Source organism: Janibacter terrae (assembly GCF_039636765.1).
Lineage (GTDB): Bacteria > Actinomycetota > Actinomycetes > Actinomycetales > Dermatophilaceae > Janibacter > Janibacter terrae.
Genome location: NZ_CP144167.1, coordinates 678,312 through 696,791, shown reverse-complemented (window position 1 = coordinate 696,791; position 18,480 = coordinate 678,312). Strand labels below are relative to the sequence as shown.

Sequence of the window (18,480 nt, the reverse complement as noted above, 5' to 3'; positions counted from 1 at the left end):
CCCACAGTGGACGACGAAGGTGCCCAACTCAATGGACCGAGTGAACGTAAATCGGGACCTCCAGATGGTTAAACTGCACAAATGGAACGGTTGGACGCCGAGGTCTCCGAGCACCTCACCCTCGACCGCCTCCTCGAGGAGCACCTGCTGCGTCACGCGACGACGATCTGCGACGGCGACCGCACGACACCCCTCGAGTGGGCTCGCTCGGCCCAGGAGGCGCTCTCCAACGCCAGCGACCTCACCCGCACCCTCATCGTGGGCGACGACGGCGTGCTCACCCCCGACGTCCTCCCGGTCCTCGCCGAGCGCGGAGCCGCCGCGGTCCTCGTCCGCGAGCCGCAGGAGGCACGGTGGACCGGTGCGCGGGCGGCGATGCCGGTCCTCGGCTTCGGCTCCGGCACCTCGATCGACGGGGTCATCCGGCTCGTCGCGCAGCTGGCCCTCGCCCATGAGAGCCACGTGCTGCGCTACGCGACCGGCATCCACGAACGCCTCGCGACCCTGCTCCACCGCGGCGCCGGCCTCGAGGCGATCTGCCAGCAGCTCGAGCGCCTCACCGACTGCGCGGTCGCCTTCGTCGACACGACCAGCACCATGCAGGCTGTCTCCCGCGACCGGCACCCCTGGGTGGACTCGACGACGGCGGGCTCGATCGCCCGCAAGGTGATCGCGGAGGAAGGGGAGGTCCCCCGGGCCCTTGACGCCGACCAGCACCCGGTGCACGAGCACCGCGTCGAGGTCGACGGGCACGTGGCCCAGGTCATCGCCGCGGAGGTGACCGTGGCCGAGCGCTCCGAGGGCTGGCTCGTGCTCATCTCACCGTCCGACGCGCACACCGGCCACGAGACGACCACCCGGGTCATCGCCCTGCAGGAGGCCGTCTCCATCGTCGGGACCGAAGTGCTGCGGATGCGCAGCATCGAGCGCGCCGAGGAGCGCGCCCGCGGCAACTTCGTCCACGCCCTGCTCCACGGGCGCTTCCCGAGCGCGGCCGACCTCGCGGCTCGCGCCGCCCACCGGCGCTTCCCCACGGACCGCCGCTTCGGCGTGGTCATCGTGCAGGCGGAGGGCCTCATCGCCGAGAACGACTCGCCCCAGCACCTGTCCAACATGGCGCGCACCGCCCTGCGGCTGCGCGGCGCCGACGACCGGGCGGCCCTCTCCGCCGTCGTCGGCGACGTCATCGCGGTCGTGCGCGAGGTGGCTCCTGCCACCCGCTCGGGCAGCGACAAGGGCAGCGCGGAGCTCGCCGGCTACGCGAGCGCCCTGCACCGCCGGCTGCAGACGGAGACCAGCCGCCACCTCCTCGTCGCCTACGGTCGGCCCGTGGACGGGGCCATGCAGATCAGCGACAGCTATCGCGAGGCGCGCATCGCGCTCTCGCTCGCGGACCAGCTCGGCAAGACCGAGCCGGTCGGCTTCCTGCAGATGCGCACCCACGTGACCCTCCTCGACCTGGCCCTGAGCTCCAGCGGACGCACCTACGCGGCGGAGATGCTCGACCCCCTTCGCTCCGCGTCCGGGGACCTCGAGGAGGCGACCCGGACGTACATCGAGGACGGGGGCAACCTCACCCAGGCATCACGGGACCTCAACGTCCACCGCAACACGATGCTCTACAAGCTCGACCGCGCCTCCAAGGCCATCGCGCAGGACCTGCGCGACCCCGAGACCCAGTTCGGCGTGTGGCTCGCGATGAAGCTCGACCTGCTCGCCACGACTGCCGACCGGGCCGCGCGGTCCGTCGACTCCGGGTGAGCTCAGGCGGGCGCCGAGGAGGCCTTGACCGCGGGACTGGTCCCGGCGAAGCTCACGGCGAGCGCCCCGGCCGCGACGACCGCCGCACCGCCGAACATCCAGGCGCGCCCGTCGAGGGGCGTGAGCACGCCGACCCAGGCGGCGCCGGCCGTCATGCCGGCGAAGCGGGTGAGGTTGAACAACCCCAGCGCTGAGCCGTATGCCCCGGCCGGCGACCGGGTCGCGCCGGTCGCTGCCGGCGTCTGGACCATCGACATCGCGCCACCCATGAAGAGCAGGCAGGCGAGGACGGGCGCGATCGTCGGGGCGTCCCCGCTGACGACGGACGCGGTGACCACCCCGGCGACGACCATGAGCAGCAGCCCGGTGCGCAGGACCGCACGCGGCGAGCCGCGCTCGGACTGGCGCCCGACGAGCGGGGCGCACACGGCCATGACCACGGGCAGGACGAAGAACAACGCGCCGGCGCTGCTGTAGGACAGGTGCATCGGGCCGGTCAGGACGAGGGGGACCGCGACGAGCGAGGTGCCGAGGAGGAACATCTGCGCGAAGGCGGCGAAGCAGCTGCGCAGGAAGCGCACCTCGACGATGAGGTGGAGGGGGATGAGGGCGCGCGGGTTGCCGCGCGAGGACGTCACGAAGCCCACGAGCAGCCCCAGCCCGGCCACGGCGAGCGCCACGTCGAGCGCCACCGGGACGGAGGGCTGGGACAGGAGCGTCCCGCTCAGCAGGAGCAGGCCCGCACCCGCGGTCAGCAGCACGGCGCCGGCCACGTGGAAGGGGGACTCGCGCGGAGCGAGGCTGGGCACGGTGACCTGGATGACGGCCATCGTGACGACGGAGAGGACCGCGACGAGGACGAAGACGGAGCGCCACCCGAAGTAGTCGGCGAGCACACCCCCGATCGGCGGACCGAGTGCCTGGCCGACGCCGTTGGCCGTGGCCCAGGCCCCCATGAGGCGGCCACGGCTCCCCGGGTAGAGGACCATGAGGATGCCCATGACGAGGGGCGGGATCGCCGAGCAGGCGAGGCCCTGCACGGCCCGCGTGACGATGAGGAAGGGCAGCGAGGGCGCCAGCGACGCGGCGACCTGCGCGACGCTCATCAGGACGAGGGACCCGACGAGCACCCGCTTGCGACCCAGCCGGTCGCCGAGCCAGCCGGTGAGGGGCAGGCTGATCGCGAGCATCAGGGTGAAGGCGCTGACGCAGAGGACCGCATAGGCCACGGGCTGGTCGAAGTCGGCCGCGACCCGACGCAGGGGGACGTTGATGATGTTGTTGGACATGGTGCCGATGACGGTGACGAGCAGCAGCGCGCCGGCTGCGGCCACCGCGGTCCGGCGATCGGTCTCGACGCCCACGGCCCACCATCCTTCGTCGCGTGATGCCTGTCCGGGTGCAGGCTGACACATCTTCCCTGAGGCAACCCTCATCTGCGGCAGGACACCCGCCTACAGCAGGAGTGCACAGGATCTCGGGCCGTCAACTGTGCAGCCTTCACGTAGACCTGCGTCACACCCGCTGGGCAGGCTGACGCATCATCCACGCACCACCCTCTTCGATCAGGAGAACCAAGTGATCGAGATCACCGCAGCTCATTGGGTCTATCTCATCGGCATCGTCGCCATCCTCGCGACGATGCTCGCGCGCAAGAACATCATCGTGCCGGCCGTCTTCTTCACCATGCTCGTGGGAATCGTCTACACCGGCTCCCTCCCGGCAGGCATTGCGGCGATCTTCAACGCCACCCTCGTGGCGGCGAAGGAGCTTTTCAACATCTTCCTCATCATCGCCCTGGTGACGGGGATGCTCGGGGCTCTCCAGGCGCTCGGCTCCGACAAGCGGATGGTCGCCCCATTCCGCCCGGTGATGCGCAACGGCCACCTGTCCTTCTGGACCATCGTCGTCGCGACCTACATCATCTCGCTCTTCTTCTGGCCGACCCCGGCGGTCCCGCTCATCGGTGCGGTGCTCGTCCCGGTGGCCATCCGCTCCGGGCTGCGCCCCCTGGCCGCGGGCTTCGCGATCGCTGTCGCCGGACAGGGCATGGCGCTCTCGAGCGACTTCGTCATCCGAGTGGCGCCGGGGCTGTCCGCGAAGGCGGCCAACGCCAACCCGGACATCATCGCCAACCGGGCTCTCGTGCTCTCGCTCATCACCGGTGGTGTCGCCCTGGCCATCGGTTACGTCCTCGAGTTCCGCAAGATGCGCACCGCTGACCCGGCGCACTTGGCAGAGTGGGAGGGCACGGTCGACAAGTTCGAGGAGCACACGGCCGTCGACTCACCGACGACCGGGCACGGGGCAGCACTGCGGCGTGACGAGATGTCCGCCCACGCCCACGCTCGTGAGGGCGAGGTCGTCGACCCCGATTCCGACGACTTCGACACGCCTCCCGGCATCTCGACGAAGGTCTCCAAGGCGTTCGCACTCGCGGTGCCGTTGGCCTACCTGGTCCTCATCGTCTACCTCGTGTGGACGCTCACGTCGGACAGCGGCGTCACCGGTGGCGACGCGGCTGCCCTCGTCGGTGGCATCGCGGCCCTGACGATCTTCTTCGCAGCCTTCGCCGAGAGCCGCAAGAACTTCCTCGAGCGCTCCGCCGAGCACGTCGTCGACGGCCTCGTCTTCGCGTTCAAGGCCATGGGCGTCGTCCTCCCGATCGCCGGCTTCTTCTTCATCGGCAACGGGGACTTCTCCGGCACGATCCTCGGCGTCGAGCCCAACGCGGAAGGTGTCACGCAGGGCCCCTCGCTCCTGTTCGACGCGGTGCTCAGCGCTCAGGCGTACATCCCGGAGAACGGGTACGTCTCGGCGATGGGCATCCTCGCCATCGGCATCATCGCCGGGCTCGACGGGTCGGGGTTCTCGGGCCTCCCCCTGACCGGTTCCCTCGCCGGCAGCCTCGCCCCGGTCGTCGGGGTCTCCCCGGAGACGCTCGCGGCCGTCGGCCAGATGGGCAACATCTGGTCCGGTGGTGGCACCTTCGTCGCGTGGTCCTCGCTCATCGCGGTGGCCGGCTTCGCTCGGGTCAATGTGCTCGAGCTGGCACGGATGTGCTTCCTACCCGTGATGGCCGGGCTGATCATCTCGACAGTCGCGGCGGTGGCCATCTTCGGATAGCCGGCCCCGGACGCGCACGAAGGGCGGTACCCCGACCGGGGTACCGCCCTTCGTGCGCGTGGCCGGTGCTCAGCCCGTCGGAACGGTGCTCGCCATGGTCCGCTCAACCAGCTGCCGGGGGGTGTCGGTGAGGTCCAGGTGGACACCGTCCTCGTCCGGGCCGAGCGGCTCGAGGGTGGTGATCTGCGACTGCAGGAGCGACGCGGGCATGAAGTGCCCCCGGCGCCCCGCGAGTCGCTCGGCGAGGACCTCCGCCGAGCCGTCGAGGTGGGCGAAGACCATCCGGTGCCCGGCACCGAGAGCCGCGACGTCCGCGCGCAGCACGTCGCGGTAGGCCCGCTTGAGGGCGGAGCAGGTGATGACGGTGTCCTCGCCGCGGGCCGCGTGCTCGGCCATCCACGCCGCGAGGTCCCTCAGCCAGGGCCACCGGTCCTCGTCGGTGAGCGGCGTGCCGCTCGCCATCTTGTCGATGTTGGCCTGCGGGTGGAAGGCGTCGGCCTCCGCGAAGATCCATCCGGTGCGGTCGGCGACCCCCTCGGCCACCGTCGTCTTGCCGCTCCCGGAGACGCCCATGACGACGACGTGGGTGGTCACGTCAGAGCACCAGGCTCAGGGCGAAGGCGATGAGGAACCCGACGACGCCGATGAGCGTCTCCATGACGGTCCACGTCTTGAGCGTCGTCTTCTCGTCCATGCCCAGGAAGCGCCCGACGAGCCAGAAGCCCGAGTCGTTGACGTGCGACAGCACCGTGGCACCGCCGGCGATCGCGAGGACGATGAGCACCAGGTCGATCGAGCTCAGCCCCGACGTCGCCTCGATCGTCGGGGCCATGAGGCCGGCGGCGGTCGTCAGGGCAACGGTCGCGCTGCCCTGCGCGATGCGCAGCGTGGCGGCGACGACGAAAGCCGCGACGATGACGGGCAGCCCGGTCGACTCCAGCGTGCCCGCGAGCGCCTGGCCGATGCCGCTGGCGCGCAGGACTCCACCGAACATGCCGCCGGCACCCGTGATGAGGATGATCGCGCACACCGGCCCGAGTGCGTCGTTCAGGATCGACTCCGTCATCGCCCTGGACCGGTTGCGCCAGCCGAGGGCCACCATCGCGAAGAGGGTCGTGATGAGCAGCGCGATCGGCGTCTTGCCGATGATGCGCAGCGCGTTGACCCACGTGGCGTCACCGTCGACCACACCCGACGTGGCGAGCGTGTTGAGGCCGGTGTCGACGAAGATCAGGACTATAGGGAGCAGGAGCACCGTGAGCACGAGAGCGAAGGACGGGAGGCGGGTCTCCCCCTTCGCCCCTGCCACGTCGCCCCCGGAGAGCAGGTCGGGGACGTCGACCATGTACCGGCTGCCGGCCCACAGGCCGTAGAGATAGGACGCGACGTACCAGGTCGGCAGGCCGACGAGGAGACCGAAGACGAGGAGCAGGCCGATGTCGGCGCCGACGAGCTCGGCCGAGGCGACCGGGCCGGGGTGCGGCGGCACGAAGGCGTGCATGACGGCGAAGGCACCGGCCGCGGGGAAGGCGTAGCGCAGGACCGACCCGCCGAAACGCCGCGCGACGCTGAAGATGATCGGCAGCATGACGACGAGGCCGGCGTCGAAGAAGATCGGGAAGCCGAAGAGCAACGACGCGATGCCGAGGGCGAAGGGGGCCCGGTCCTCGCCGAATCGTGCGATGAGGGTGTCCGCGAGCACCTGGGCCCCGCCGGTCACCTCGAGGAGCCGGCCGATCATCGCGCCCAGCCCGACGAGGAGCGCGACCGAGGCGAGGGTCTGGCCGAAGCCGTCGGTCATCGTCGTCACGACGTCGGCGGGCGCGATCCTCGTCGCGAGCGCGGTGAGGAAGCTGACGAGCACGAGGGCCACGAAGGCGTGGACCTTGAAGCGGATGATCAGCACGAGCAGCAGCGCCACGGCCGCTGCGGCGATGGCGAGCAGGACCCCGGAGCCGTAGGCAGGCTCAGGGACGGCGTCCTCGACGAGAAACATCGGTGTCTCCTACGGGTGGCGTGGGGCAGGCCCACGTCGGCCCGCGGCGCCCACTGTGACAAAAGTATGCTTATTGCGCAAGAGCGCACCGTCGTCGTGGGGCCAGGACGCCCGCCTCTGCGACAATCCGATCCATGACCAGCACGCGGGGCGGGGGCCTGCACCACACGGTGCTCACGCAGATCGGGTCCGACCTCATGGACGGACGCCTGTCGGCCGGCGACGTGTTCTCCATGGAGCAGTTCGAGGCCCGCTACGGCGTCTCGCGGACCGTCGTGCGCGAGGTCATCAAGGTGCTCGAGTCGATCGGCGTGGCGTCCTCACGCCGCCGCGTCGGCGTGACGATCCAGCCGGAGGACTCCTGGGAGGCGCTCAGCCCGGTGATCATCCACTGGCGCCTGGAGGGACCGCAGCGCCTCTCCCAGCTGCGCGAGGTGAGCGAGCTGCGCCGGGGCATCGAACCGCAGGCCGCCCGGCTCGCCTCCCAGCGCGCCACCGCCGAGCAGGTCGAGCAGCTGCGCGCCGCCGCCTCGGGGATGGCCAGCACTGGGCCACGGGGAGACCTGTGGCCCTACCTGCAGCACGACATCGACTTCCACCGGACTCTGCTCGAGGCCTCGGGCAACGCGCTGCTGTCGGGCTTCGCCCCCTTCGTCGCCGAGGCACTCACCGGCCGCACGGAGCACGACCTCATGCCGCAGATCCCCGAGCAGAGGGCCATCGACTGGCACGTCGAGGTCGCGGCGGCCGTCGCCGCGGGTCACGCCGAGCTCGCGGAGGAGACCACCCGTCGCATCGTCACCGAGGCCCAGGCGGCGATGGAGGGCGCCGAGGAGGGTGCGGCGAAGGAGTGAGGGCCTCGACCGGACCGATGCCGTCCTCACCGTGGCGCTCGATCCAGCTCATGGCGGGCGTGACGAGGACGCCGTGGGCGACGACGGACAGCACGATGGTGAAGGTGACCGTCGACCACAGCCAGCGTTCGCCCTCGACCGGTGCGTGCCCGGCCGCGTAGGCCAGGTAGTACAGCGAGCCGATGCCCCGCACGCCGAAGAAGGCGGTCACCGCTCGCTCCCGGACGTCCAGCCCGTGGATCCGCCCACCGCGCCGCCGGCCGATCCACAGGCCGGCGGCGCCGGCCAGTGGCCGCGCGACGAGCACGACTCCCGCGCCGAGGAGTGCGCCGCGCGCGTCGAGGTGCCCGAGGATCCCGCGCGTGAGCGCCACGCCCAGCAGCAGGAGGATGACGAAGACGAGCAGGTGCTCGAGCCGGTTGACGAACTCGTGCATGTGGCGGTGGTAGACGTGGTCGCGGTCCGCTGACCGGATGGTCATCGCCGTCACGAAGACGGCCAGGAACCCGTATCCCCCGAGGAGCTCGCTGGCCCCGTAGGCGGCGAACACGGCGGCCAGCGCGAAGGTCGGCTCTCCCAGGTCAGCGGTGCGTACCGCCGGGTTCGGGGCGCGGAAGGCGAGCTTGGCCAGCAGCCACCCGGCCGCGACGCCCACGACGACCCCCACCGCCACCTTGCCGACGAGGTCCCAGAGGAGCCAGCGCGGCCCCCAGTCGGACACGGCACCGGCGGTGAGCATGAGGATCGCCGCGTGGACGAAGGGGAAGGCCAGCCCGTCGTTGAGCCCCGCCTCCGAGGTCAGGGCGAAGCGGACCTCGTCGCGCTCGTCGACCGGGGAGTCGTCGGTCTCCACCGCCGGCCCCTCCACCTGCACGTCGCTCGCGAGCACGGGATCGGTGGGAGCGAGCACGGCACCCAGCAGGAGCGCGGTCGCGGGCGCGAGCCCACCGACGGTCCACCCGAGCAGCGCCACCGCGCCGATGGTCAGCGGCATCGTCACCAGGAGCAGCCCCCACGTCGCCCCCCAGGCTCGGAAGGTGCCCGGCCGACGCAGGGACAGCGGGCGGTCCAGGGCGAGACCCACGCCCATGAGCGCCACGAGCACGGTGAACTCGGTGACGTGCTCGACGATCACCCGGGAGTCCACGGGGTCGAGATTGGCGCCGTCGGGCACGGGCAGCAGGCCGATGGCCATGCCCAGACCGATCAGCACCATCGGCGCGGAGACGGCCAGCTTCCGAGTCAGGCCCGGGAGGACGACGGCGACGAGGAGGGCCAGCCCCGCGACGAGGAACGCGGCATCGGCAGGCATGGACGTACATTACGGCGCTGCGGCGCCGGCGAGAACCACCACAGTGGTGTGCACAACCAACGTCTTAGCGCTAATATTCTTTGTGTGACAACAACCACCTCCCGGGGACCCGTGATGAAGAACCAGCCAGACCAGGTCGACCAGATCATCGAGTCATGGGCCACGGTCAAGCCCGGCCTCGACGTGTCGCCGATGCACGTCTTCAGCCGGCTGCACCGCAACTTCCTGCTCTACCGCAAGGAGATCAACGACCTCTTCGAGGCGCTCGGGACGAGCGCGTCGGGCTTCGAGGTCCTCGCAGCGCTGCGGCGCCAGCCCGAGTTCCGAGCCGCCGCAGGCGACCTCGCGCAGAGCACCCTCGTCACCACGGGCGGCCTCACCCTCCGGGTGCGTCGGCTGGAGGCCGACGGCCTGGTGGTCCGCACCCGGGACACCCGCGACAACCGCGTCGTCCACGTCCAGCTGACCGACAAGGGGGTCGAGCTCGTCGACCGGGTCGCGGAGCAGCACTTCGCCAACCTCGACCGGCTCCTCGTCGGCCTGTCGACCGCGGAGCGGGCCAGCTTGGCCAAGAGCCTGGGCAAGCTCGAGAGGTCCATCCACGAGGCCGTGCCGGACGCCCGCGTGCAGGACGCCTGAGCCCGGCTCAGACCACCGACCCGGTGCGCAGCCGGTCCAGCTCGGCGTAGAAGCCGTCGACGGCCGCCTGGGCACCGGCCGCGAACTCGGCGAAGTCGTCGCGGACGCGGGCACCCGCCTCACCCACCCGGCGGGACACGTCCTGGGCGTACGTGCACACGGGGTGGCGGAGCTCTCCGAACCGCGTGAGCGCCTGCTCGAGGTCGTCCCCCTCGAGGGACTGCGCCAGGACCAGCGTGTCCTCGAGCGCCATCGCCCCGCCCTGCCCCATGAAGGGGGTGCTGGCATGCGCGGCGTCCCCGATGAGGACCACCCGCCCCCGGTGCCACGGAAGCGGCAGAGCCACCTCCTCCACAGCCGTGTAGAGGACGTCGGTGGCGTCGTCCACCTCGTCGAGCAGTGGGCGCGCCGGGCCCTGGTGCTCGGCGAGGGCTTCGCGCATGAGTCGCGGCCAGTCCGCGCGCTGGTGCCAGGTCTTGTCGGGGTCGACGACGGTACCGAAGGTGTAGAGCCTGTCCTCGCTGATCGGCATGATGCCGAGCCGGGTGCCGGCTCCCATCTGCATGATCTTGTCGGTCAGGTCCCGCGGTCGCTCGTGGACGCTGCGCCAGATGCCGAAGCCCGAGTAGCGCACCTCGCTGCCGGGGGCGACGTACTGCCGAAGGGGGGACCGCAGCCCCTCGCAGGAGACCACGAGGTCGTGGGAGCACACTCGCCCGTCGCTCGTGACGACCCGGACGCCCTGCGCCTCCTCGGCGAGGTCGGCGATCGTGGTCCCGAGCTCGACGTCGACACCTACCTCCGCGAGGCGGTCGGCGAGGATGCGGTGCAGCTCGGCCCGCTTGATCCCGACGACCGCCGGGATCCGCCCGTCGTCCGCCGTGGGGTAGTACGTGGTGACGATCGGGTCCCCGAGGTGGTCGAGGTAGAGGTTGCGCCCCTCGGGGACGACGAAGCCGGCGGCGAGGACCGGGTCGAGCGCTCCGAGCGCCTCGAGGCTCACCAGGGCGTTGGCGTAGAGGAATATGCCAGAGCTGGCGAACGCCCACTCCTCCTGCCGCTCGACGAGCCGCACGTCGTGGCCGGCCTCGGCCAGCGCTATCGCTGCTGCGCAACCAGCGATCCCCGCGCCGGACACCAGGATGTCGAGGCGTCGGCTCACGACGGCTGAACCGACCTCGACGTGGTGCCGGTGACGCCCTCCGCCTCGACCTCGACCGCGAGGCCGGGCTCGACGAGCGCGCTGACGCCGACGAGGGTGGAGCACGGCATCTCCCCGGTGAAGAACTCTGCCCTGGCGCGCCCGACAGCCACCTTGTCGGCGACATCGGTGAGGTAGATCCGCAGGGCGGTCACATCGGAGGTGGTCGCACCGCAGGCCTCGACGAGGGCCACGACGCGGCGGAAGGCCTCACGCGCCTGCAGGTGGACGTCGTCGCCACCCACGGGTCCGTCCGGCCCACCGGCATGCATCCCCGAGACCCAGAAGCGGTCCCCGCGGACGACGGCGTTGCTGAACATCCCCGGACGCGGCGGCTCGGGCACGGAGTCGGCGGAGACCCTCACGCACTCCCCCTTCGCTCGTCGGCCTCGCGGGTGAGTCGCTCCCGGACGGGGAGGAAGTCGTAGGTGGGGTAGAACTCCGTGGCGAAGACCCCCCACGCCCGACGCTCGAGCTCGACGTTGACCGCGGCGAGGCGCTCCGCCGGGAAGCGCAGCGTGACGATCTGCCCGATGCCCATCGCGACCACCCAGGAGACGATCTCGCAGCCCTCGGGCGGGAACCCGTGCCACCAGTCACGCTCCTCCAGCGAGGACTGGATCTGCTCCAGGTGCTGGCCCTGGTCGTGCCGGAGCAGGACGGTGAGCATGAGCTCACCGTCCCGCTGGGCCCCGGACTCGGTCATGCCTCTCCCGCCAGCACCTTCGCCTGAGCCTTGGCATCCGCCTTGTACATGCGACGGATGCGCGAGACCCCGAGGTCGTGCTGGTAGAGGTGCTCGTGGGAGTCGGCGTCGTGCGCGAGGATCTCCAGGACGGCACGGTCCTGCTCGAGCACGTTCCAGTGCTTCTCCTCGAGCGCGGTGCGGTAGAGGAAGCGCCACACCTCCCGCTCCCACCCCGAGACCTTGCGGGTGCGCCAGTGGAAGACGCACACGTTGTCGGCGTCGACCGGGACGGACATGCCCACGATGCCGAAGGACCCACCGGGGCCGGCCTCGTCGCCGTAGGGGATCTCCAGGTCGACGTGGTCCATCGAGCCGCGGACGAACTCGACCCAGTCGAAGTTCTTGCCGCGCTGGTCGGTCTTCTCGAAGAAGAACCCGCGCTCGGTCTCCCGGATGCGGAAGCGTGCCGAGTTGTCCCCGCCGGACATCGAGTGCGAGTCACGGTGCAGGAAGGCGCCGTGCATCGGGTCGAGCACGTTGTCCATGTAGAAGCGCCACGGACCCGCCCACTCCACGTAGTTGAGGAAGTACGAGTGCTCCTCGTCGTCCAGGCGGTCCGGCAGGACGAAGGGGGTGGGCTCGCTGTCCTCGGTGAGCGGCACGAAGGCGAAGATCACGCCGGCCGCCTCGACGACCTCGAGCGAGACGGTCGCCTGGCGACCCTCGAGGGCGCAGCCGGGCATGCCGGGCACGGAGATGACGGTGCCGGTGCCGTCCACCTGGACACCGTGGTAGCGGCAGGCCACCCGGTCGCCGAGGTGCTGCCCGGCCGACAGAGGGGCGCTGCGGTGCGGGCACCGGTCCTCGAGCATGCGGACCCGCCCGGTGGCGTCACGGAAGAGCAGCCAGTCCACGCCCAGGCGCGTGACCTTCTGCATCGACCCGTTGCCGAGCATGTGCCCGGGCAGGATCGGGTACCAGCGGTCGCGCAGGCCGAAGGCGGACAGCTCGTCCGCGGTCAGGGTGCGCCGCGTGCCGACGGCGTGGCGCGGGCGGGCACTCGCGGGGGCTGCCGGGGTGTCGTGTGCAGTGGTCGTCATGTCAGTCGCCCATCCTTCGCATCTCGTCACGGAAGTTGTCCTCGGTCCACTGGCCCCCGTCGGGGGCGTGCAGGCCGAGGTCGTTGAGCCCCGCGACGAGACCGGGCAGGTCGTGGGTCCCCCGGCCGAAGATCTCCATGATGGAGCCGGCCAGCTTGGTCTCGTAGGGGCTGAAGGGTTCTGGGTGCGTCTGGTGCACCACGAGGTACTGCGACATGGTTCCTCCTCAGGACTGGTCGCGCGGTGGGATGAGGTCGGTGCGGGTCTCGGCCAGGCCCTCGGCGATCTCCATGAAGGCGGAGGACCACTCGAGGACTGAGGACGGACGGTTGACGAGCGTCGGTGCGGTCGCACCGTCGATGACCACGAAGACCCCGTTGTCGACGCCGCCGGCGATGGACTGCGGCTGCTCGATGGACGCGTCGGAGGTCGGCGCCGAGGCGATGACGAGCGTCGGGACGACGATGCGGGCCATCGTCGCGCCGTGCTCGGCGTCCTCGAGGTCGACCTCGGGGTCGACGAGGACGAGCGAGACGACCCGCTCGGCGTGGCTGGCTGCGAGGGTCAGGGCGCCGGGTGCGTCGTGGCCGATGGCGATGACGTGCATGCCCTCGGTGAGCTGGCGTGCGGCCCCGCTCGCCCAGGTGTCCCGGTCAGCGCCCGTCACGGTGACGGACCGCACCCCCTTCGGCGGCTCGCCCCGGTCGGCCCCCACGAGGGCCACGGGTCGGGTGAGGTCGTCCATCAGGCACTCGCCTCCTGCTGCGGGATGTGGACCGGGGGCGTGAAGGCTCCGGGCGTGGGCTCGAGCGCGGTGACGTCCACCTCGATCAGCGTGGGAGCGCCGGTGGCCAGCGCCTCGCGGAGTGCGGGGCCGAAGCTGCCCGGTGTGCCGACGCGCCAGTAGGGCATGTCCATCGACTCGGCGAGCGCCCGGAAGTCCGGGGTCCACAGGTCCACCGCAGCCCGCCGCATGTCGTTGGCCTGCTGCATGTTGCGCAGCACGCCGTAGCCGGAGTCGTTGAAGACGATGACGGCGCAGTGGGCGCCGCTCCCCCGGAGGGAGGCCAGCTCACCCAGGTGGACCGACAGGCCGCCGTCCCCGGCGATCACGACGGTGGGGACGTCCGGACGTGCGACCGCCGCGCCGATGCCCATCGCCAACCCCTGGCCGATGCCACCGCCGAGCGGGAAGACGTTGGTCTCCCGGGAGTACATCTCGAGCAGCCGGTTGCCCCACTGGCTCGACGGGATCGTGACGTCCCGGGCGATGACCGACTCCCGGGGCAGCTGCGCGCGCAGCTCGCCACAGATCTCGGCGTAGCCGCCGATGTACCCGGTCAGGTGGTCACGGACCTCACGGCGCACGCTGCGGGACCGGTCGGCCCACCCCTCCTCGGTCGCCGGCTGCGTGATGCGCTCCAGGAGGGCGGTCACCACGTGCGCGGCGCCGCCCTGCACACCGACCGTCGCCGGGTGCACACGCCCGAGGGCCGCCGGGTCCACGTCCACCTGCACGTGCTGCTGCGGGAGGCGAAGGGAGTAGCTCCGGGTCTCGTTGGAGCGGAAGTGGGTGCCGATGCTCAGCAGGACGTCAGCGTCCTCGAGCAGGGCGGCACCCTGGGGGGTCGAGCCGAAGTTGCCGATGACGAGGTCGTCGTCCTCCGGCACGATGCCCCGGCCCGAGTTGCTCGTGATGATCCCGGCCCCGAGCCGGTGGGCGAGCTCGCGCACCTGCTCGCCTGCTCCGGCAGCCCCACCGCCGAGCCACAGGAGGGGGCGGCGGGCACCCGCCAGCAGTGCTGCCGCGGCGTCGAGCTCGTCGACCGAACCTTCGCTCGGTGCGGGGACCGGCAGGGCCTCGGCGCCGACCTGGGCGTCCGGGCGCGCCAGGTACTGCAGGTCGGTGGGCCACTCCACGGAGACGGGCCCGTGGGGCGGGGTGAGGATCGTCGCGACGGACTCCTCCAGCACCCGGGCGGAGTCCTCGGCCACGGTGATGCGGGCCGCCGACTTCGAGATCGCGGTGAGCATCTCCAGCTGCGCCGGGACCTCGTGGATGATGCCGCGGTTGCTGCCGATCCAGTCCGCCTCGACCTGGCCGGTGACGTGCAGGACGCGCGAGCCGGCGGTGAGGGCCTCGAGCATGGACCCCGCCGCGTTGCCGGCACCGGTCCCGGTGGACGTCAGGGCGACGCCGACCCCGCCGGTCACGCGGGCGAAGGCGTCAGCGGCATTCACTGCAGCCGCCTCGTGCCGGACCTCGACGAAGGTCAGCTCGCGCGAGACCGCCTCGACCAGAGGCAGGTTGTGGATGCTGATGACGCCGAAGGCGTGCGTGATGCCGTGGCGGCGCATCACCTCGACGAGGACGTCGCCGCCCGTCGCCTGACGCGCCTGGTGGCGGTCCGCGCTGAGGTCTGTCGTGGTCTGGGTCATGGCTGTCGGGTCACTCCTCCGCCGACGTCGACGTGCGCGCCGGTGATGTATGAAGCACGGGGGCTGAGCAGGGAGATGATGGCGAAGGCGACCTCGTCGGCGGTGCCGAAGCGGCCGAGGGAGATGCCCCGGTCGGCGGCGATCCCGGCGCTCCAGGCCTCGTAGTCGAGGTCGCCGCCCTCGTCGCGGTAGGTCTCGAAGCGCCGGCGCCACTGGCCGGTGTCGATGAGTCCGAGGTTGACGGAGTTGACCCGGATCCCGTCGGGGGCGAGCTCCTCGGCGAGGGTGCGGCTGAGGTTGAGCAGCGCCGCGCGGGCGGCCGAGGTGATCGCCAGGTTGCCCTCGGGCTGCTTGGCGAGGATGGCGTTGGTGTTGACGACCGCACCCAGCGGCGAGGCCGTCAGGTGGGGGCGCGCCGCACGGATGACGTTCCACGCCCCGAAGATCTTCAGGTCCAGCTCCTCACGGATCTGCTCGTCCGTGGTGTCGCTGATGCGGGCCATGAGCGAACGTCCCGCGTTGCAGACGACGGCATCGAGACCGCCGAAGTGCTCGGCGCCGGCGGTCACCGCGAACTCGACCGCTGCGCGGTCCGTGACGTCGGCGGTCACCGCCAGGACCTGGGCAGCGCCGAGCTCGGCCACGACCTCGTCCAGGCGCGCCGCGTCGCGCGCGACGGCGACGACCCGGGCGCCTTCCGCGACGAGCATGCGGGTCACCGCGAGGCCGACGCCGGAGCTGGCGCCTGTGACGAGGACCGTGCGGTCCGTGAGCTGGAGATCCATGGGGGTCCTTCGGGTCAGGTGGGCATGACGAAGCCGCCGTCCACGACGAGCGCCTGGCCCGTCATGTACGCGGCCGCGTCGGAGGCGACGAAGTGGACGACGCCGGCGATGTCCGCGGGCGTCGCGTCGCGGTCCAGCGCCCGGTTGGTCTCGTAGAGCGCATACCGGTCCGCGGGCACGCTCTCGGTGGCCTCGACCCGGGTCAGGCCCGGCGCGACGGCGTTCACCCGCACCCCGTACGGGCCGGCGTCGCGGGCCATCGTCCGCGTCATGGCGAGCACCGCTCCCTTCGACCCCACGTAGTGCACGAGCCGGGGCGAGCCGTAGAAGGCTGCGTCGGACGCGATGTTGACGATCGCACCGGACCGCCGGGCCAGCATCGGGCCCACGAGGTGCTTGCTCACCATCCATGTGCCCGTGGTGTTGATGCGCAGGATCTCCTCGAACCGGTCCTCGTCGAGCTCCCAGAAGGCATCTCCACCGACGCCGTCGGCCTTGGCCGCGTTGTTGACGAGGACGTCCGCCCCGCCGAGGCCCTCGACCAGACGGGCCAGGGCCCGCACCGAGTCCCGATCCGCGATGTCGAGGGGCACGGCCTGCACGTCGGCCCCGTCGCTGCGCAGCGCCGCGGCGGTGGCCTCCAGAAGGTCGAGGCGGATGTCGGCCAGCACGAGCCGGTCACCGACGAAGCGCTCGGCGATCGCCCGGCCGAGTCCCCGCGCCGCTCCGGTGACGACGACGAGACGGGACTCACCCACGCAGACCACCCCAGAAGTCGAGGATCGCATCGGCAACGGCTGCGGGACGCTCCGTGACCGCCGCGTGGCCGGCCAGGGGAATGATGCCCAGCTGCGCGCCCGGGATCCGATCGGCGAGCAGGCGGGACTCGGGCACCCCGGTCACGACGTCGTCCTCCCCCACGACGACCAAGGTGGGCGCCGTGATGCCGCGCAGGAGAGGGCCGGTGTCGGCGCCGGCCATGAACTCGGCAGCCACCCGGTAGCCCGGGACCCGCACGCGGGCCATCTGCTGGCGCACCTGCACCGCGACGTCGTCGTCGGCGTGCGGCGAGACCAGCCGTCCTGCGCGCCGGGCGGCGAACTCCTCGGCACCTAGGCTCTCGAGCTCGGCCACCCTGGCGCGCATGGCGCGGGCCTTGTCGTCGTCGGTCGCCGAGCCCCGGGTGGAGTCGGCGAGGACCAGCGAGCGGACCAGCTCCGGACGCCGGTGCGCGAGGACCGTCGCGATGACACCACCCCACGAGGTGCCGACGAGGTCGACCCGGCCCAGCCGGCGGGCGGTGATCACCCCGGCGAGCCGGTCGACGAGGTCGACCGGCCCCCGCGGGTCACGGGAGCGGCCGTAGCCGGGGGCGTCCCACGCGATCGCGAGGACCCCCTGGTCGGCAAGCCGGTCACCGAGCTCGCCGAGCGACGCGGCGTTGCCACCGATCCCGTGCAGGAGCACAGCGGTGCGGGTCGGGGTCCCCTCGGGTCGGTGCTCGACGAGGGAGGTCCCGTCCAGGGTCCAGGAGCGTGAGCCGGTGATCGCCATGGTGCTCATCAGAACCGGCCGGTGGCAGCGCGCTGGTCGGGCGTCTCGACGCCCTCGCGCCCGTCGGTGAGGAAGTACCCGGGCGCCGCGTCCACGGAGTCCCGCGCCCCGAGGTCGGGGACGCCCGCCATCGCCGAGCGCACCCCCTGGGTCGGCGGTCCCGCCGTGCGCCACTGGTCGGACAGCTCGGGGGTGCGGCGCCAGGTGCGGCAGAGCCAGCTGTCCTCGTCGATCTCCTCGACCTCGGAGGTGTACTCGCACACCAGCCCGGCCGGGTCGGTGAAGTAGGAGAAGGTGTTGTTGCCGGGACCGTGCCGACCCGGCCCCCACTGCGGCTCGATCCCGTGCACCTTGAGGTTGCCGATGCCGCGCATGAAGTGGTCGATGCTCGTCAGCTCGTAGGCGACGTGGTTGATCGACGTCCAGGGTGCCTGGTTGAAGGCGATGACGTGGTGCTTGGGGGTGCAGCGCAGGAAGGCCATCTGCCGCTCGGACCAGTCCGAGATCCGCATGCCGAGGACCTGCGTGTAGAACTGCGTGGCCGCCTCGATGTCGACGGTGTTGAGGACGACGTGCGCCAGCTGGCGGGGGACGCTCGGGTAGCCGTCGCGGTCCTGGTGGACGACCGCGTTGAGCTCGCTCGCGAGCTCGACGACGCGCCCCTCGGGGTCGACGAAGGCCAGCGAGTAGCCGCCGGCGGTGGCGTCGTGCCGGCCCGGCTCACGCAGCAGCGGGATCCCGGCGGCCTCCAGCCGCCTGGCGGCCTCGTCGACCTCCCGCGGGGTCGCGACCGCGAAGGAGATCCCGCCCATGGCGTTGGACTGGTGCTCCTCGAGCCGGAGGATGTGGTGGTCCTGGCCGGTACCGCGCAGCCAGAAGCGGTTGCCGTCCTCCTCGCTCAGGCCCAGGCCCCACACCTGCGTGTAGAAGTCCTTGGCCGTGATGACCTCGGGCACGCGCAAGGTCACCGAGCGCAGTCCGCGGAGGGTGACGACGGGCTCGTCGCAGTAGTTCATGTCGGCTCC

Annotated in this window: 19 protein-coding genes; 4 read left to right on the top strand and 15 right to left on the bottom strand. The window is 71.5% G+C overall.

Annotation, left to right across the window (positions count from 1 at the left end; all coding sequences use genetic code 11):
* Positions 1-81 precede the first annotated feature (81 nt).
* Positions 82-1,761 carry a helix-turn-helix domain-containing protein gene (locus tag V3C34_RS03505; protein WP_346008086.1) on the top strand — a complete coding sequence of 560 codons (1,680 nt, stop codon included), beginning with the start codon at positions 82-84 and terminating at the stop codon, positions 1,759-1,761.
* Positions 1,762-1,763: 2 nt separating this feature from the next.
* On the opposite strand, the gene V3C34_RS03500 is transcribed toward V3C34_RS03505, so the two are convergent.
* The gene (locus V3C34_RS03500; protein ID WP_346008085.1) at positions 1,764-3,125 is read right to left on the bottom strand and encodes an MFS transporter; all 1,362 of its coding nucleotides are present in this window, start codon (positions 3,123-3,125) and stop codon (positions 1,764-1,766) included.
* Between the two features lie 214 nt (positions 3,126-3,339).
* Here V3C34_RS03500 and V3C34_RS03495 point away from each other — a divergent pair, with 214 nt between their 5' ends.
* On the top strand, positions 3,340-4,887 hold the full coding sequence (locus V3C34_RS03495) for a hypothetical protein (protein WP_346008084.1): 1,548 nt from the start codon (positions 3,340-3,342) through the stop codon (positions 4,885-4,887).
* Between the two features lie 69 nt (positions 4,888-4,956).
* Here the strand turns inward: V3C34_RS03495 and V3C34_RS03490 are convergent, their stop codons facing one another.
* Positions 4,957-5,481: a gluconokinase gene (locus tag V3C34_RS03490; RefSeq protein ID WP_346008083.1), complete on the bottom strand. Its 525-nt coding sequence runs from the start codon at positions 5,479-5,481 to the stop codon at positions 4,957-4,959.
* Between the two features lies 1 nt (position 5,482).
* Positions 5,483-6,883, bottom strand: a complete 1,401-nt coding sequence (locus tag V3C34_RS03485; RefSeq protein ID WP_346008082.1) for a GntP family permease — start codon at positions 6,881-6,883, stop codon at positions 5,483-5,485.
* Between the two features lie 134 nt (positions 6,884-7,017).
* Between V3C34_RS03485 and V3C34_RS03480 the strand changes: the two genes are divergently transcribed.
* Positions 7,018-7,737, top strand: coding sequence for a FadR/GntR family transcriptional regulator (locus tag V3C34_RS03480; protein ID WP_346008081.1), 720 nt, complete (start codon positions 7,018-7,020; stop codon positions 7,735-7,737).
* Here V3C34_RS03480 and V3C34_RS03475 read toward each other — a convergent pair.
* Complete coding sequence (locus tag V3C34_RS03475) at positions 7,682-9,049, bottom strand: cation:proton antiporter (RefSeq protein ID WP_346008080.1); 1,368 nt, start codon at positions 9,047-9,049, stop codon at positions 7,682-7,684. The two genes, V3C34_RS03480 and V3C34_RS03475, sit on opposite strands and share 56 nt — an antisense overlap.
* 114 nt (positions 9,050-9,163) lie before the next feature.
* On the opposite strand from V3C34_RS03475, the gene V3C34_RS03470 reads away from it, so the two are divergent.
* Positions 9,164-9,688 carry a MarR family winged helix-turn-helix transcriptional regulator gene (locus V3C34_RS03470; protein ID WP_338538961.1) on the top strand — a complete coding sequence of 175 codons (525 nt, stop codon included), beginning with the start codon at positions 9,164-9,166 and terminating at the stop codon, positions 9,686-9,688.
* Positions 9,689-9,695: 7 nt separating this feature from the next.
* Here the strand turns inward: V3C34_RS03470 and V3C34_RS03465 are convergent, their stop codons facing one another.
* Genes V3C34_RS03465 through V3C34_RS03415 form a run of 11 tightly spaced genes read right to left on the bottom strand, consistent with a single transcriptional unit; the run spans position 9,696 to position 18,471 of the window.
* Positions 9,696-10,850 (bottom strand): FAD-dependent oxidoreductase, encoded by a 1,155-nt coding sequence (locus V3C34_RS03465; protein WP_346008079.1) that lies wholly within the window; start codon positions 10,848-10,850, stop codon positions 9,696-9,698.
* A complete protein-coding gene (locus V3C34_RS03460) occupies positions 10,847-11,254 on the bottom strand; it encodes a RidA family protein (protein ID WP_338538963.1) in 408 nt (135 codons plus the stop codon). Before V3C34_RS03460 ends, V3C34_RS03465 begins: the two co-directional genes overlap by 4 nt.
* Entirely contained in the window at positions 11,251-11,595 is a 345-nt protein-coding gene (locus tag V3C34_RS03455) for a hypothetical protein (protein WP_338538964.1), read from the bottom strand. Before V3C34_RS03455 ends, V3C34_RS03460 begins: the two co-directional genes overlap by 4 nt.
* Entirely contained in the window at positions 11,592-12,677 is a 1,086-nt protein-coding gene (locus V3C34_RS03450) for a Rieske 2Fe-2S domain-containing protein (RefSeq protein WP_338538965.1), read from the bottom strand. Before V3C34_RS03450 ends, V3C34_RS03455 begins: the two co-directional genes overlap by 4 nt.
* Position 12,678: 1 nt before the next feature.
* Positions 12,679-12,894: a recombinase-like helix-turn-helix domain-containing protein gene (locus V3C34_RS03445; protein WP_338538966.1), complete on the bottom strand. Its 216-nt coding sequence runs from the start codon at positions 12,892-12,894 to the stop codon at positions 12,679-12,681.
* Between the two features lie 9 nt (positions 12,895-12,903).
* Entirely contained in the window at positions 12,904-13,422 is a 519-nt protein-coding gene (locus tag V3C34_RS03440; RefSeq protein WP_346008078.1) for an alpha/beta hydrolase, read from the bottom strand.
* The gene (locus V3C34_RS03435) at positions 13,422-15,116 is read right to left on the bottom strand and encodes a thiamine pyrophosphate-binding protein (protein ID WP_346008077.1); all 1,695 of its coding nucleotides are present in this window, start codon (positions 15,114-15,116) and stop codon (positions 13,422-13,424) included. Before V3C34_RS03435 ends, V3C34_RS03440 begins: the two co-directional genes overlap by 1 nt.
* Entirely contained in the window at positions 15,113-15,901 is a 789-nt protein-coding gene (locus V3C34_RS03430) for an SDR family oxidoreductase (RefSeq protein WP_346008076.1), read from the bottom strand. Before V3C34_RS03430 ends, V3C34_RS03435 begins: the two co-directional genes overlap by 4 nt.
* Before the next feature lie 14 nt (positions 15,902-15,915).
* A complete protein-coding gene (locus tag V3C34_RS03425) occupies positions 15,916-16,659 on the bottom strand; it encodes an SDR family oxidoreductase (RefSeq protein ID WP_338538970.1) in 744 nt (247 codons plus the stop codon).
* The gene (locus tag V3C34_RS03420) at positions 16,652-17,455 is read right to left on the bottom strand and encodes an alpha/beta hydrolase (protein ID WP_346008075.1); all 804 of its coding nucleotides are present in this window, start codon (positions 17,453-17,455) and stop codon (positions 16,652-16,654) included. The genes V3C34_RS03425 and V3C34_RS03420 overlap by 8 nt, the downstream gene beginning before the upstream one ends.
* Positions 17,456-17,463: 8 nt before the next feature.
* A complete protein-coding gene (locus V3C34_RS03415; RefSeq protein ID WP_338538972.1) occupies positions 17,464-18,471 on the bottom strand; it encodes a VOC family protein in 1,008 nt (335 codons plus the stop codon).
* Positions 18,472-18,480 lie beyond the last annotated feature (9 nt).